This window comes from Georgenia soli, from assembly GCF_002563695.1.
Taxonomy (GTDB): domain Bacteria; phylum Actinomycetota; class Actinomycetes; order Actinomycetales; family Actinomycetaceae; genus Georgenia; species Georgenia soli.
Genome location: NZ_PDJI01000004.1, coordinates 802584 through 816396, shown reverse-complemented (window position 1 = coordinate 816396; position 13813 = coordinate 802584). Strand labels below are relative to the sequence as shown.

15 protein-coding genes and 2 tRNA genes are annotated in these 13813 nt (G+C 72.5%); 11 read left to right on the top strand and 6 right to left on the bottom strand.

The window, feature by feature from the left end:
* Positions 1 to 36 precede the first annotated feature (36 nt).
* Positions 37 to 735 carry a hypothetical protein gene (locus ATJ97_RS05080; RefSeq protein ID WP_098482804.1) on the bottom strand — a complete coding sequence of 233 codons (699 nt, stop codon included), beginning with the start codon at positions 733 to 735 and terminating at the stop codon, positions 37 to 39.
* 21 nt (positions 736 to 756) lie between these two features.
* On the opposite strand from ATJ97_RS05080, the gene ATJ97_RS05075 reads away from it, so the two are divergent.
* A complete protein-coding gene (locus tag ATJ97_RS05075; RefSeq protein WP_211287051.1) occupies positions 757 to 1113 on the top strand; it encodes an MGMT family protein in 357 nt (118 codons plus the stop codon).
* Positions 1106 to 2095: an Fpg/Nei family DNA glycosylase gene (locus tag ATJ97_RS05070; RefSeq protein WP_098482802.1), complete on the top strand. Its 990-nt coding sequence runs from the start codon at positions 1106 to 1108 to the stop codon at positions 2093 to 2095. The genes ATJ97_RS05075 and ATJ97_RS05070 overlap by 8 nt, the downstream gene beginning before the upstream one ends.
* A gap of 19 nt (positions 2096 to 2114) precedes the next feature.
* On the opposite strand, the gene epsC is transcribed toward ATJ97_RS05070, so the two are convergent.
* The 4 genes from epsC to ATJ97_RS05050 all read right to left on the bottom strand — a co-directional run bounded on the left by epsC (position 2115) and on the right by ATJ97_RS05050 (position 5649).
* Positions 2115 to 2687 carry a serine O-acetyltransferase EpsC gene (gene epsC / locus ATJ97_RS05065; protein ID WP_245862150.1) on the bottom strand — a complete coding sequence of 191 codons (573 nt, stop codon included), beginning with the start codon at positions 2685 to 2687 and terminating at the stop codon, positions 2115 to 2117.
* Between the two features lie 17 nt (positions 2688 to 2704).
* Positions 2705 to 3640 carry a cysteine synthase A gene (gene cysK, locus ATJ97_RS05060; protein ID WP_098482800.1) on the bottom strand — a complete coding sequence of 312 codons (936 nt, stop codon included), beginning with the start codon at positions 3638 to 3640 and terminating at the stop codon, positions 2705 to 2707.
* 288 nt (positions 3641 to 3928) lie between these two features.
* A complete protein-coding gene (locus ATJ97_RS05055; protein ID WP_098482799.1) occupies positions 3929 to 4951 on the bottom strand; it encodes a hypothetical protein in 1023 nt (340 codons plus the stop codon).
* Positions 4952 to 5010: 59 nt separating this feature from the next.
* Entirely contained in the window at positions 5011 to 5649 is a 639-nt protein-coding gene (locus tag ATJ97_RS05050; protein WP_098482798.1) for an IMPACT family protein, read from the bottom strand.
* 181 nt (positions 5650 to 5830) lie between these two features.
* Between ATJ97_RS05050 and rpmF the strand changes: the two genes are divergently transcribed.
* Positions 5831 to 5998 (top strand): 50S ribosomal protein L32, encoded by a 168-nt coding sequence (gene rpmF / locus ATJ97_RS05045; protein WP_043496948.1) that lies wholly within the window; start codon positions 5831 to 5833, stop codon positions 5996 to 5998.
* A 261-nt stretch (positions 5999 to 6259) separates the two neighbouring features.
* Here the strand turns inward: rpmF and ATJ97_RS05040 are convergent.
* Positions 6260 to 6333: transfer RNA gene (locus ATJ97_RS05040), tRNA-Gly, on the bottom strand.
* A 147-nt stretch (positions 6334 to 6480) separates the two neighbouring features.
* On the opposite strand from ATJ97_RS05040, the gene ATJ97_RS05035 reads away from it, so the two are divergent.
* From ATJ97_RS05035 to ATJ97_RS05000, 8 genes are all read left to right on the top strand, one after another.
* Positions 6481 to 6554 (top strand) — tRNA-Pro (locus ATJ97_RS05035).
* Positions 6555 to 6794: 240 nt separating this feature from the next.
* Complete coding sequence (locus ATJ97_RS05030; protein WP_170037124.1) at positions 6795 to 7124, top strand: WhiB family transcriptional regulator; 330 nt, start codon at positions 6795 to 6797, stop codon at positions 7122 to 7124.
* Positions 7125 to 7327: 203 nt separating this feature from the next.
* Complete coding sequence (gene tig / locus ATJ97_RS05025) at positions 7328 to 8902, top strand: trigger factor (protein ID WP_098482797.1); 1575 nt, start codon at positions 7328 to 7330, stop codon at positions 8900 to 8902.
* A gap of 221 nt (positions 8903 to 9123) precedes the next feature.
* A complete protein-coding gene (locus tag ATJ97_RS05020; protein ID WP_211287311.1) occupies positions 9124 to 9750 on the top strand; it encodes an ATP-dependent Clp protease proteolytic subunit in 627 nt (208 codons plus the stop codon).
* Between the two features lie 71 nt (positions 9751 to 9821).
* Entirely contained in the window at positions 9822 to 10469 is a 648-nt protein-coding gene (locus ATJ97_RS05015; RefSeq protein WP_098485245.1) for an ATP-dependent Clp protease proteolytic subunit, read from the top strand.
* Positions 10470 to 10657: 188 nt separating this feature from the next.
* Positions 10658 to 11935, top strand: a complete 1278-nt coding sequence (clpX, locus tag ATJ97_RS05010) for an ATP-dependent Clp protease ATP-binding subunit ClpX (RefSeq protein WP_098482795.1) — start codon at positions 10658 to 10660, stop codon at positions 11933 to 11935.
* Between the two features lie 131 nt (positions 11936 to 12066).
* Entirely contained in the window at positions 12067 to 13296 is a 1230-nt protein-coding gene (locus ATJ97_RS05005) for a baeRF2 domain-containing protein (protein WP_098482794.1), read from the top strand.
* 166 nt (positions 13297 to 13462) lie between these two features.
* The gene (locus tag ATJ97_RS05000; protein ID WP_098482793.1) at positions 13463 to 13810 is read left to right on the top strand and encodes a chorismate mutase; all 348 of its coding nucleotides are present in this window, start codon (positions 13463 to 13465) and stop codon (positions 13808 to 13810) included.
* The last annotated feature ends 3 nt before the right edge of the window (positions 13811 to 13813 follow it).

The window sequence follows — 13813 nt, the reverse complement described above, 5'->3', positions numbered from 1 at the left end:
GCAGGACGGGCGCCGTGCTGACGAGCGCTTTTCGCGTCAGCGGCTCACCGCGGCGGTGCGGGCGGCGACGACGACGGCGAGGGGGACGAGGACGATGACGGTCGCCGGCACCACGCTCAGGAGCGCCACGGCCGCGGCCACGAGAAGACCTTGGACCAGCCAGCGGCGCAGCTCGCCCGGCCTGTCGGCGCCGCGCTCGGCCACCGCCCGTGCGCGGGCGTTCTCCCCGGCCTCGCCGGGAGTGAGCAGCAGCGTGCCCCACGTGCGGGCGCGCACCAGCGCCGTGACTGCTCCGGCGGCGAGCCAGGTGGCCCCCGCGACGAGCGCCCCGGTCCACCCGCCCGCGAGCAGGGCGACGAGCAGGGCCGCGAGCGGGGTCAGGCCGGCGGAGGTGAGGGCCGCCGCCACGACGGCGCGGGCGTCGGACGTCCGGCGCCGGGCCGCGCCGGCGACGACGAGCGCGAGCGCGGTGACGAGGACCCAGCCCAGCGCCGACAGGCCCACGGCGGCGAGCGCGAGAGCCGGACCGTCGACGACCGAGGCCAGGACCGCCGTCGCCACCAGGGCCGCCGCGCCGACGACCGCCATCCGGGTCGCACGCGCGCGTGCCCGGTCGCGCGAGGACTCCACGAGCGCCTTGACGTCGAGGTGCTCGTGGGGGACGGAGTCGTCACAGTGCTCGCAGCGGTAGGAGTGCGCGGCGGGCTCGGGGACGTCGGTGGTGTGCGCTGTCATGGTGCTTGCGATGATACGGGGGTGAACCAGGACCGGACGGAGCTCGCGGAGCTCGTGCTCGACGTCGCCGACCAGGTGCCGAGCGGCGCGGTGACCACGTACGGCCTCGTCGCGGAGGCGGTCCGTGCCGTCAGCGGGCACGGGCACCCCCGTCATGTGGGATCCGTCATGGCGGCCTTCGGGGCGGAGGTGCCGTGGTGGCGTGTGGTGCGTGCCGACGGGACGCTGCCGAGGCAGCTGCGCGAGCGCGCCCTGGAGCACTACCGCGCCGAGGGCACGCCCCTCACGCCCTTCGTCCCGGTCCGCGTGGACCTCGAGCGCGCCCTGTGGGACGCGCCGTCCCGCTGGCAGGCGCCCGTGGCAGGTCCGCGTGCCTGAGGGTCACACCGTCCACCGCCTCGCCCACGCGTTCCGAGAGCTCTTCGGCGGCCACCAGCTGTCCGTCACCTCGCCGCAGGGGCGGTTCGCTGCCGGCGCCGCCCTGCTGGACGGCCACGTGCTCACCGTCACCGAGGCGCACGGCAAGCAGCTCTTTCTCGGGTTCTCGCCCGACGGCGCCTCCGCCGACGGCGCGCCCTCCAGCGGCGCCTCCGACGGCGAGCCCTCCGGCGGCGCCTCCGTCGACGGCGACCACGGGCCGGTTCGCTGGCTCCGCATCCACCTGGGCCTCTACGGCTCCTGGACCTTCGCCGGGGACGAGAGCTTCTCCGCCCCGCACGCGATCGGCGCGCCCCGCCGCCGCGTGTCCGAGGAGGAGACGGCGCTCGCCCCGGATCCCGGCAACGGCGTCGCGGTGGGGCAGTGGTCACCGCCCGAGCCGCGCGGTGCGGTGCGGGTGCGCCTCCTGGGCGACCACGGGGTCGCCGACCTGACCGGCCCCACCGCCTGCGAGGTGGTCACGGAGGAGGAGAAGGCGGCCGTCCACGCGCGCCTGGGGCCGGACCCGCTGCGTCCCGACGGTGACGCGGAGGTGTTCGTCGACGGCGTGCGGGCCCGCCGTCGTGCGGTGGGGGAGCTGCTGATGGACCAGGCCGTGATCGCGGGCGTGGGGAACATCTACCGTGCCGAGGCCCTCTACCGGGCCCGCGTGCACCCGCTCCGGCTCGGCCGGGACGTGCCCGCGGCGCGGCTGCGGCGGATGTGGGCGGACCTCGCCGAGCTCATGGCCGACGGCGTGGCGACCGGCCGCATCGTGACCACCCGCCCGGAGGACCGCCGGGACGAGGAGGACCGCTGGTACGTCTACCACCGCTCGGGCACCCCGTGCCTGGTCTGCGGGACGCGGGTGGCCGAGTCGCTCATGCAGGGCCGCCGGCTGTTCTGGTGCCCGCGGTGCCAGCGGGCGCCGCGCCCGGCCTAGTCGGAACGCTCCGCCGTCGTCAGATGTAGAGGGCGGGATCGGACCAGGGGTCGTGGACGGTGGCGGGGGGAGCGGGCCGGGGACGGGCCGGCACCCCGACGGCGACAGCGCCGGGCGGGACGTCCTTGACCACGACGGCGTTGGCGCCGACACGCGCGTCGGAGCCGACGCGCACCGGTCCCAGGACCTTCGCGCCGGCGCCGATCATCACGCGGTCGCCCACGGTGGGGTGCCGTTTGCCGCGGCTCATCGACGTCCCGCCGAGCGTGGTGCCGTGGAACATCACGACGTCCTCGCCGACCTCGGCCGTCTCGCCGATCACGACGCCCATGCCGTGGTCGATGAACAGCCGACGTCCCAGGACGGCCGCCGGGTGGATCTCGATGCCCGTGGCGGCCCGCGCCGCCTGCGACAGCAGGCGGGCGGGCAGCCGGAGCATCGGGTTGGCGTGCCACACGCGGTGCGCCAGGCGGTGCGCCCACAGCGCGTGCACGCCGGGGTAGGCCAGGGCGACCTCCACCAGGGTGCGCGCCGCCGGGTCACGGCGGCGCGCAGCCTGGAGGTCCTCCAGCAGCAGCTGGCGGAGCGGCACGCGAGAGTCGTGCACGGTCAGTCGACCAGACCCTCGAAGAGGATCGTGGACAGGTAGCGCTCGCCGAAGGACGGGATGACCACCACGACGGTCTTGCCGGCCATCTCGGGACGCTGCGCCACCTGCACGGCGGCGGCCAGGGCGGCCCCGGAGGACAGGCCCACGAGCAGGCCCTCCTCGGTGGCGGCGCGACGGGCCCACCTCACGGACGTCTCCGCGTCGATGTCGAGAACCTCGTCGTAGATCTCGGTGTCGAGGATCTCGGGGATGAAGTTGGCCCCGATGCCCTGGATCTTGTGGGGTCCGGGCTGCCCACCGTTGAGGATGGGGGACTCGGCGGGCTCGACGGCGAAGATCTTCACGTCGGGCTTGCGCTCCTTGAGCACCTGCCCCACGCCCGTGATCGTCCCGCCGGTGCCGATGCCCGCGACGACGGCGTCCACCTGGCCGTCGGTGTCGTTCCAGATCTCCTCGGCGGTGGTCCGGCGGTGGATCTCCACGTTCGCGGGGTTGGCGAACTGGCGTGCCAGGATGGCGCCCTCGCGCTCGGCGGCGATCTCGTTCGCCTTCTCGACGGCGCCCTTCATGCCGCCCGCCGGCTCGGTGAGGATCAGCTCGGCGCCGAAGGCGCGGAGCAGCGCCTTGCGCTCGCTCGACATGGAGGCGGGCATCGCGAGCACCACCTTGTAGCCGCGGGCCGCGCCGACCATCGCGAGCGCGATGCCGGTGTTGCCCGAGGTGGCCTCGACGATCGTGCCGCCGGGCTTCAGCTCGCCGGAGGCCTCCGCGGCGTCGACGATCGCGACGCCGATGCGGTCCTTGACGGAGTTGGCGGGGTTGTAGAACTCGAGCTTGGCGAGCACGGTGGCGCCCGCGCCGTCCGTGATCCTGTTCAGGCGCACCAGCGGGGTGCGGCCGATGAGCTGGGTGACGTCCTCGTAGACCGTGGCCATGGGTGTTCATCTCTCCTTGCGTGGTGGGAGGCGTGCAGGGGGTCCGGCGGATCCGGTTGTCGAAGGTCGTGAGCGCCTGGCATGCGGTCGTGGCCGCACGCTTGAGCCGGGCGCTCTAACGACAGAGCCTGCAGCGCAGGCGGCACGGGCGGACGGGGAGCATGGTGCTCACGGCAACGTCCTCTCTCTGTGCGCTCGCGCGGCGATCTTGAAGCCTCAATCACCCTAGCGCGTGCGGCGCGTCACATGCACGGCGGTCCGGCGCGCACGGCGCGGGCCGTGGGGCCGTCAGCCGGGAGGGAGGTCCTCGGCGTGCCGCGCCCGCTCGGCACAGGCGTTCAGCAGGGCCGCGCCGGTGGGCGCGTCGTCCACGGTGACGACCAGACGGCGGCCGCCGGTGCGCTCGACGTCGACGGCGACGCCCGCCCGGACCACCACGCCGACGGTCCCGTCCGGCGCGACGCGCAGCCCCCACCCACCGAAGTCGTTGAACGGGGAGACCTGCCGGGTCCTGGCGACCACGACCTCGCTGGCGGGCACGTGCCGGCGTGGCCAGCCGAGTGCGCCGCGCGCGGTGATCCCGGTGGTGTCCACGCGCACCTGCCACACCAGCATGGTGAGCACCACGGGAAGGACCGCGAACATCACGGCCGCGACGAACCAGCTCTGAGCCACGACCGCCGTCCATGCGACGAGGCCGATGTACACGGCCAGCAGCACGCCGCCCCAGTGCACCAGGGCCGCGCTCGGTCCCGTCGTGCGGATCCACACCGCGCGCTCGTTGGCGGCGAGCGGGGTCCGCGGGGCGGAGGCGGGGAGCGGTTCGGTGGCGGGCAGCTCCGGGTCAGGGCCGGCGAGCGCTCCCGCCGCGATGCCGACGAGCACGGCGGCCACCACGCTGACGGTGAGCCCGAGGTCGGGCGGGGCGGCGGCCGTCGCGTCCGGCGCGTCGACCTGGATGCCGACCACGGTGACGAGCATGCCGCCGAAGAGCACAGCCGTTCCCGCCGCGAGGCCGAGCACCGTGCGCCGGGTCAGGGCCGTCCGCCCGACGGTGAGCGAGAGCACCGCGAGGACGGCCACCGTGATCCCTCCGACGATCGCCGTGGTCCTGAGCAGCTCCGCCACGGAGCCGACCCGGTCGACGATCCCGCCGGGCCCCCAGTGGAGCGCGACGTACCGCGGCAGGCGCGGCAGCCAGGAGATCACCAGGGTCCAGGCAAGGGTGGTCACGGCCAGCGGGACGGCCACGCCGAGGAGCCACGCCCGACGGCGGTGGGGGAGCGCAGAGGGCGAGGCCAGGGTCGTCATCGGCCAAGCCTGTCGCACTGCCCGGGCGCGCGGGTCGGGATGACGGCCTCCTGGCCGCACTAGGGGACCGGATGCTCGACGACGGCCGTGCCGGCGGCCACCGGGGTCGCGGCCCCGGAGGTCAGCGCGGCGAGGGTGCCCGCGAGCTGGTCGCCGTCGGCCGCGGCGAGGGTGAACCGCACCCCGGCGGCCGAGTAGCCGACGTCCGTGATGCCGACTCCCCGCGCGTGCAGCTCGGCCTCCAGCCGGCCCGCGTCGGCGTGGCCGACGTCCACCGTCCACAGGCCGAGAGCCTCCGCCCGGACCCGCGGGGTCACGGCAAGCGCGCCCTGGACCGCCTCGGAGTACGCCCGCACGAGGCCACCGGTGCCGAGCTTGATGCCGCCGAAGTAGCGGACGACGACGGCGACGACGTTCGTCAGGCCCGAGCCGCGGAGCACCTCGAGCATCGGCATGCCGGCGGTCCCGGCGGGCTCGCCGTCGTCGGAGGACCGCTCGACGCGGTTGGCTCCGTCCACGTCGACGATGAACGCGGAGCAGTGGTGCCGCGCGTCCGGGAAGGTGGCGCGGGCCTCGGTCACCAGGGCGCGTGCCTCGTCCTCCCCGTCCGCCCGCCGGACCAGCGCGATGAACCGTGAGCGGCGTATCTCGGTCTCGGTGCGGACGTCGGCGCCGCGGGCAGGTCTGAGGTCGCTCATCGGGGCAGTATCCCGCCCCGGCGCGACGGATCTCACACCGGTGGGCGCCCGCGGGTGCCGTCCGACGGCGGCGGGCGATCTCACACCTGGGTTAGACTGCTCCGGTTGGTCTGACGCCCCTGCCTCGTGGGAGGGTATACGTCGGCAATATCCCTCTACGTACGGAAGGAGCGGCAAGGGCATGGCAGTTCCCAAGCGCAAGATGTCCCGCAGCAACACCCGCTCTCGCCGGTCCCAGTGGAAGGCTGAGCTCACCGAGCTCGTCGCCGTCCGCGTGCAGGGCCGCGAGGTCAAGGTGCCGCGGCGGCTGGCCAAGGCTTACCAGAAGGGCATGCTGGTCGAGGACTGATCCTCGCCACGGACCCTGACGGCCCCCTCACCGATCCGGTGAGGGGGCCGTTGCCGTCCTGGGCGAGGACCGGGCGGCGACTGCCGGCGCTGAGTCGGGCGAGAACGGGGCCTCGACGTCCTCGCCGAGGTGCGTTGGGGAGCAGTGGGCACGATTCCACGACCGCTTCCTTGCCGCCGCCGGAGCTCGCCCCGAGCCGCCGTGGTCGTAGTGAGGGCGCAGTGGCGCCGTGCCGTGACGGCGCGTGGCGCCTGATCGCTGTGGAGCGGGTGACCAGAATCGAACTGGCACCATCTGCTTGGAAGGCAGAGGCTCTACCATTGAGCTACACCCGCGCGGGCCGGAGCCGCACGAGGATTCTAACCAGATCCTGTCCGCAGGTGTGACCCGCTGCAGGGTGAGGGCGGTCGCACGTCGACGGCGTGCGCCGGGTCGCCGCCGGCGGCCGTAGAATGCCCACTGGCGCGCCGACGGTGGTGCGACGGGATGTGGCGCAGGTTGGTAGCGCGTCCGCTTTGGGAGCGGAAGGTCGTGGGTTCGAATCCCGCCATCCCGACTTCTTGCGAGGCCCGCTGGCGCAACGACGTGGAGCAGCAGCAGCCCTGGCCGTCGGGCGGTCGCGGGAATTCTTCTTCAAAGCGGTCCGGATCGTTGCACGCCTGGTTCGCGCGTGCGCGGAATCCCGTCTCAGTTGTGCATTTACGGTTCAAGTATTCCGTGAATGCTGTCACAGCGTTAGCGTCACGTGTCGACGGGCAGGCGCCCCCCTCGCCGCCCCTTGAACAGGAGACCCCTGATGTCCGAAGACCGTAGCTGGACCGCGAGCGCGGCCTGCGCACAGCAGGCCCCCGACGCCCTCTTCGTCCGAGGTGCCGCACAGCGCACCGCCCGGGAGCTGTGCTTCAGCTGCCCGGTGCGTGAGGCCTGCCTTGCGGAAGCCCTCGACACCGCGACTGAGTTCGGTGTCTGGGGCGGCATGACCGAGCGGGAGAGGCGCGCTCTGCTCCGCCGTCACCCGGAGGTGACCGACTGGGCGGCCTGGCTCGCCGCGCGGGGCGAGGAGATCGACAACCCCTCCATGCGTGCCGCGCGCCGCCGGGCCCGCCGGACGCTCGTCAACGCCTGAGCCGACTCCGGTCGACGCCTGAGCCGGACGCTGGTCGGAGCTCGGAGCAGCCGTCCGGGCCCCGTGTGCCCGCGGACGGCTGCGTGCCCTAGGATTGGTCGGTCTGTGCGCCTCGATGTCATGTCGGGAGCACGCAAGAACTTCGCGCCGCCTCCTCGGGGCGGGGCCAGACCGAACCGTCACGATGAGTGGAGAGCACCGCAGTGAAGAGCGCCGTCGAGAACCTTGAGCCCACCCGGGTCAAGCTGACCGTGGAGGTGTCGTACGACGAGCTCAAGCCGAGCCTCGACCACGCCTACTCCCACATCGCCGAGCAGGTCAACGTGCCCGGCTTCCGCAAGGGCAAGGTGCCCCCGCGCGTCCTCGAGCAGCGCGTCGGCCGCGCCGCGGTGATCGAGCACGCCGTCAACGACGCCGTCCCCGGCTTCTACAACCAGGCGGTCGCCGAGACCGAGGTTCGCCCCATGGGGCAGCCCAGCATCAACGTCACCGAGATCCCCGCGGTCACCGGCACGCCGGGCGGCCAGCTGGTCTTCGAGGCCGAGGTCGACGTCCGCCCGGAGATCACCCTCCCGGCGCTCGACGGTCTCGAGATCACCGTCGACGAGGCGGCCGTGGCCGACGACGACGTGACCGCCAAGCTCGACGAGCTGCGCGAGCGCTTCGGCACCCTCGTCGGCGTCGACCGGCCCGCGCAGGACGGCGACTTCGTCGTCATCGACCTCTCCGCCAAGATCGGCGACGAGGAGATCGACTCGGTCTCCGGCGTCTCCTACCAGATCGGTGCGGGGAACATGCTCGACGGGCTCGACGAGGCCCTGACCGGCCTGACCGCCGGCGAGACCACCACGTTCACCGCATCCCTGGCCGGCGGCGAGCACGCCGGCGAGGAGGCCGAGGTCACCGTCACCCCGACCGCCGTCAAGGAGCGCGAGCTTCCCGAGGCGGACGACGAGTTCGCCCAGCTCGCCTCCGAGTTCGACACCATCGACGAGCTGCTCGAGGACCTGCGTGGCCAGGCCGCGAAGGACAAGGCGTCCGACCAGGCCGTCCAGGCGCGGGACCTGCTCCTCGAGCGCCTGCGTGGCGACGTGGAGATCCCCGTTCCCTCCGGCGTCGTCGAGGCGGAGATCGGCCGCCACCTCGAGGCCGAGGGCAAGGAGGCGGGGGACCCCCACGGCGAGGAGGTCCGCGAGGAGATCACCGACCTCCTGCGCGACCAGATGCTGCTGGACACTCTCGTGGACCAGCTGAGCGTCGGCGTCACGCAGAACGAGCTGCTCGAGTTCCTCGTCTCCAGCGCCCAGCAGTACGGCATGGAGCCGAACCAGTTCATCCAGGCGGCCTCCCAGACCGGCCAGATCCAGGCGTTCATGGGCGAGATCGCGCGCAACAAGGCGCTGGCCGTCGCGCTGCGCCAGGTGAGCGTCAAGGACTCTGAGGGCAACGAGGTCGACCTGAGCGAGTACATCGGCTCCGACGAGCTCGACGCCGCAGGCCCCGAGGGCGAGGCGGGGTCGACCGAGAGCCCGGAGTCGGCTGAGAGCGCCGAGTCGCCCGAGAGCCCGGAGTCGGCCGAGAGCCCGGAGAGCCCCGAGTCGGCCGAGAGCGCCGAGTCGGCTGCCTCCCCGGAGGAGCCCGCCGAGGCGACGACGGACGAGCAGGCCGAGGTGGCCGAGGAGCCCAAGCCGAAGGCGGAGAAGAAGCCGGCCAAGAAGGCGGCGAAGAAGTCCACCGCCAAGAAGACCGAGAAGGTTGCGGAGGAGGCGGGCGAGTAGTCCCCGCCCCCCACGTCACGGGCCCGGCACCGCAAGGTGCCGGGCCCGTGGTGCACCCGGCGCGGGCACCGGTCGCCGCCGTGCGCCGTGAGCGAAAAGGGCCGCCTGCGCCAAGGATCTGTCGGCGGGCGGCGTTAGTGTCGACGGACCGGACCAAGCACAGGTCGAGACGGCCGTGGCCGCAGGGCACGGCGAGAAGGAGCATGCACGTGAGCGACAAGATGCCGCAGGCGAGGACCGAGACCGCCGGCATGGGCCTGACCGACAACATCTACAACCGGCTCCTGAAGGAGCGCATCATCTGGCTCGGCTCGGAGGTGCGGGACGACAACGCCAACGCCATCTGCGCCCAGATGATGCTCCTCGCCGCGGAGGACCCGGACAAGGACATCTTCCTCTACATCAACTCCCCGGGCGGCTCCATCACCGCGGGCATGGCGATCTACGACACGATGCAGTTCGTCCAGCCCGACGTCGCCACGGTCGCGATGGGCATGGCGGCCTCGATGGGTCAGTTCCTGCTCTCCTCGGGCGCGAAGGGCAAGCGGTTCGCCACCCCGCACGCCCGCGTGATGATGCACCAGCCCTCCGGCGGCATCGGCGGAACCGCGACGGACATCCGCATCAACGCCGAGCTGATCCTCCACATGAAGCGCGTCCTGGCCGAGCTGACCGCGGAGCAGACCGGCAAGAGCGTGGAGCAGATCAACAAGGACGCCGACCGCGACCGCTGGTTCACGGCGCCGGAGGCCCTCGAGTACGGCTTCATCGACCACGTCGTCGAGCACTCGCGCTCGGTGCCCGGTGGCGGTGGCACCGACAGCAACAGCGGGTCCGAGACCAAGTGACGCCGCACCTCGCCGACCCGACCACACCAGGAGCACCCGTGAGCACGAACTTCTACGCCCAGGCCGGCCGGATGCCGGCGTCCACCGCCCCGGCCATGCCGACCTCGCGGTACGTCCTTCCGCAGTTCGAGGAGCGCACCGCCTACGGCTACAAGCGTCAGGACCCCTACACCAAGCTGTTCGAGGACCGGATCATCTTCCTCGGCGTGCAGGTGGACGACGCCTCGGCCGACGACGTCATGGCACAGCTGCTGGTCCTGGAGAGCCAGGACCCGGACGGGCTGATCACCATGTACATCAACTCGCCCGGCGGCTCGTTCACCGCCATGACCGCGATCTACGACACGATGCAGTACATCAAGCCGCAGATCCAGACCGTCTGCCTCGGCCAGGCCGCCTCGGCGGCTGCCGTCCTGCTCGCTGCCGGCTCGCCCGGCAAGCGGCTCGCGCTGCCGAACGCCCGCGTGATGATTCACCAGCCCGCGATGGAGGGCGGTGGCTACGCGCAGGCCTCGGACATCGAGATCCACGCCAACGAGGTGCTGCGCATGCGGGAGTGGCTCGAGGAGACCCTCGCCAGGCACTCCGGCACGCCGGTGGAGCAGGTCCGCAACGACATCGAGCGCGACAAGATGCTCACGGCCGAGCAGGCCCGTGAGTACGGCCTGGTCGACCAGGTCCTCGAGTCGCGCAAGACCCCCGTGCTGACCGAGGCCTGAGAGCCCCGCAGGACCGCCGGGCGTGCGCGTCCCTCGGGGCGGTGCGCCCGGCGTCACCGTTTCCGGGGTACGGTGAAGCGCCCGCGCGGCGCGCAGGACAGGACCACACCTCGTGGTGTGGAATGGGGGTGCCGGGGCCGATTACTCCGGCGCGCACAGTAGAGACGACGAGACGGTGGTGGAGCGCGGTGGTTCGCACAGGTGACGGAGCGGACCTGCTCAAGTGCTCGTTCTGCGGGAAGAGCCAGAAGCAGGTCAAGAAGCTCATCGCAGGTCCTGGCGTGTACATCTGCGACGAGTGCATCGACCTGTGCAACGAGATCATCGACGAGGAGCTCGCGGAGGCCAGCGAGCTCGGCCTGGTGGACCTGCCGAAGCCGCGCGAGATCTACGACTTCCTCGAGGAGTACATCATCGGCCAGGACCGTGCGAAGCGGTCGCTGGCGGTGGCGGTCTACAACCACTACAAGCGGGTGCAGGCCCGCGAGTCGGCGGGGCAGGACGACGCCGGCGTCGAGATCTCGAAGTCGAACATCCTCCTGATCGGCCCCACCGGCACCGGGAAGACCTACCTGGCGCAGACGCTCGCGAAGATGCTGAACGTCCCGTTCGCCATCGCCGACGCCACGGCGCTGACCGAGGCCGGCTATGTCGGCGAGGACGTCGAGAACATCCTCCTCAAGCTCATCCAGGCCGCCGACTTCGACGTCAAGAAGGCCGAGAAGGGCATCATCTACATCGACGAGATCGACAAGATCGCCCGCAAGAGCGAGAACCCGTCGATCACGCGCGACGTCTCCGGTGAGGGCGTCCAGCAGGCGCTGCTGAAGATCATCGAGGGCACCCAGGCCTCGGTGCCCCCGCAGGGCGGGCGCAAGCACCCGCACCAGGAGTTCCTGCAGATCGACACCACGAACGTGCTCTTCATCGTGGCCGGTGCGTTCGCGGGCCTGGAGGAGATCATCTCCGCCCGGGCCGGCCGGCGCGGCATCGGCTTCGGGGCGCCCCTGCGCTCCGCGGACCAGGAGGTCGACCTCTTCTCCGAGGTCCGGCCCGAGGACCTGCACAAGTTCGGCCTCATCCCCGAGTTCGTGGGCCGGCTGCCCATCGTGGCCACCGTGAGCAAGCTGGACCAGGACGCGCTCGTGCGCATCCTCACCGAGCCGCGCAACGCCCTGGTCAAGCAGTACCAGCGCATGTTCGAGATCGACGGCGTGGAGCTCGAGTTCACGGACGACGCCCTCGAGGCGATCGCCGACCAGGCACTCCTGCGGGGCACGGGCGCGCGCGGCCTGCGCGCCATCATGGAGGAGGTCCTGCGCGAGGTGATGTTCGAGGTGCCGTCGCGTGACGACGTCGCCCGTGTCGTCGTCACCCGCGAGGTCGTCCTGGAGAACGTGAACCCGACGCTCGTGCCGCGCGAGAAGGCGAGCAAGCGGCGCGCGCCGCGCGAGAAGTCCGCCTGACGGGCGTACGAGCACAGTTTTCGAGAGGCCGGCACCGGTAAAGGTGCCGGCCTTTCGTGCACCTGTGGCGTCCGGGCGCCGGGTGAGCGAGAGTGGACGGACCACACGACCCCGAGACAGCGAGGTGCGCGATGCGACTTGACCGGATCACCGCCAACCTTCCCCAGGACGTCCCCCTTGTCACCGTCGTCATGGACGCGACGCGGGAGAGCGAGACCGGGAACCAGGCGGTGCTCACGCGGTGGAAGGACCTCCGGCGAAGCCTGGAGGAGCAGGGGGCCGACGGACCCACCCTCGAGGCGCTCGGTGAGCGTATCCGGACCATCAGCAACGCGGCCGGCAAGCACGGAAGGGTCCTGGTCGCCGCCCGCGACGAGGTGGTGCTGGACTGCACGCTCGCCTCGCCGCCCGCCTTCGACGAGGCGATCGTCGACTCCGGCGTCAACGCGCTCGCGCTGGCGCGCGTGGCGGACGAGCACGTGCGCTACCTCCTCGTCACGGTGGACCGGTCGGGCGCGGACGTCACGCTCTTCGAGTCCGCCTCCGCGACGGAGGTGGCCACCGACCTCGTGCGCGTCGAGGGCGGCCACGACGAGCTGACGAAGGCCAACACGGGCGGATGGTCCCACCGCCGCTTCGAGAAGCGGGCGGAGGACTCCTGGGAGCGCAACGCGGAGGTCGTCGCGGCCGAGCTGGACCGCATCGTCGCCGAGCGACGTCCGGAGCTTCTGCTGCTCACCGGCGACGTCCGCGCACGGGCGCTGGTCGCCGACTCCCTCGGCCAGGGCGCCACGGAGATCCTCGCGACCTTCGACGGCGGCTCGCGGGCCGACGGCGTGAAGGCCGATGCGCTGAACGCCCACGTCGCGGCAGCGCTCACCCAGTTCCGGCTCCGCCGCCGCGAGGCCGTCCTGGACCGTTTCCGCGAGGCCCACGGGCAGGACGGCGCGGCCGTGTCGGGCCGCGACGGCGTGCTCGACGTGCTTCGCCGCGGCCAGGTGGCGGAGCTTCTGGTCACCGAGGCGGTGGCGGGTCCGCCGTCGTCCCTCGCAGGCAAGAAGATGTGGTGCGGCGACGACCCGCTGCAGATCGGCAACCACACGGACGTCGTCGAGATGGGCGCCCGGGCCCCGCACGAGATCCGCGCCGACCTGGCTCTCGGTCGGGCTGCCCTCGCGCAGGGGGCGGGCATCACGGTGGTCGACGAGGCCAGCGTCCAGCTGGCCGACGGTGTCGGCGCGCTGCTGCGCTGGAACGACGCGGCGACGCCGAACGACCACCTGTTCTCGCAGAGCGCCGACCCGCACCGGGAGGGGCGGAGCCGGGTGGGGCGTCGTCAGGAGCTCAGCGAGCCCCGCTGAGCCGGGCCGAGGGAGCCGGCAGCGCCGACCCGGCCCCCGCCTCGCGGCCGGGCAGGGCGCGTCCGCCCGGACGGACGCGCCCTCCCGCCCGTGGGCGCGCGGCACGGCCCCTCCCGCCCCGTGGGCGGAGGGGAGCCGGGCCCCCGCCCTTCCGTAGGATCACGGCATGACGACGACCCCGGGGATCCACCGCAGCAACGAGCCCGAGGACGTGCCGGCCGCCCTGCGCTCGGCACGCGCGACGATCGACAACATCGACGCCGCGCTGGTGCACCTGCTCGCCGAGCGGTTCCGCTGCACGCAGCAGGTCGGCGTGATGAAGGCCGAGATGGACCTGCCGCCGTCGGACCCCCGGCGCGAGGAGCGCCAGGTGGCCCGGCTCCGGGCTCTGGCCGAGGAGGCCGGGCTCGACCCGGTCTTCGCGGAGAAGTTCCTCAAGTTCATCGTCGAGGAGGTCATCCGCCACCACGAGGACATCGCCGAGGCGCGCGCGAACGGCGGGGACCAGGTCTGAGGC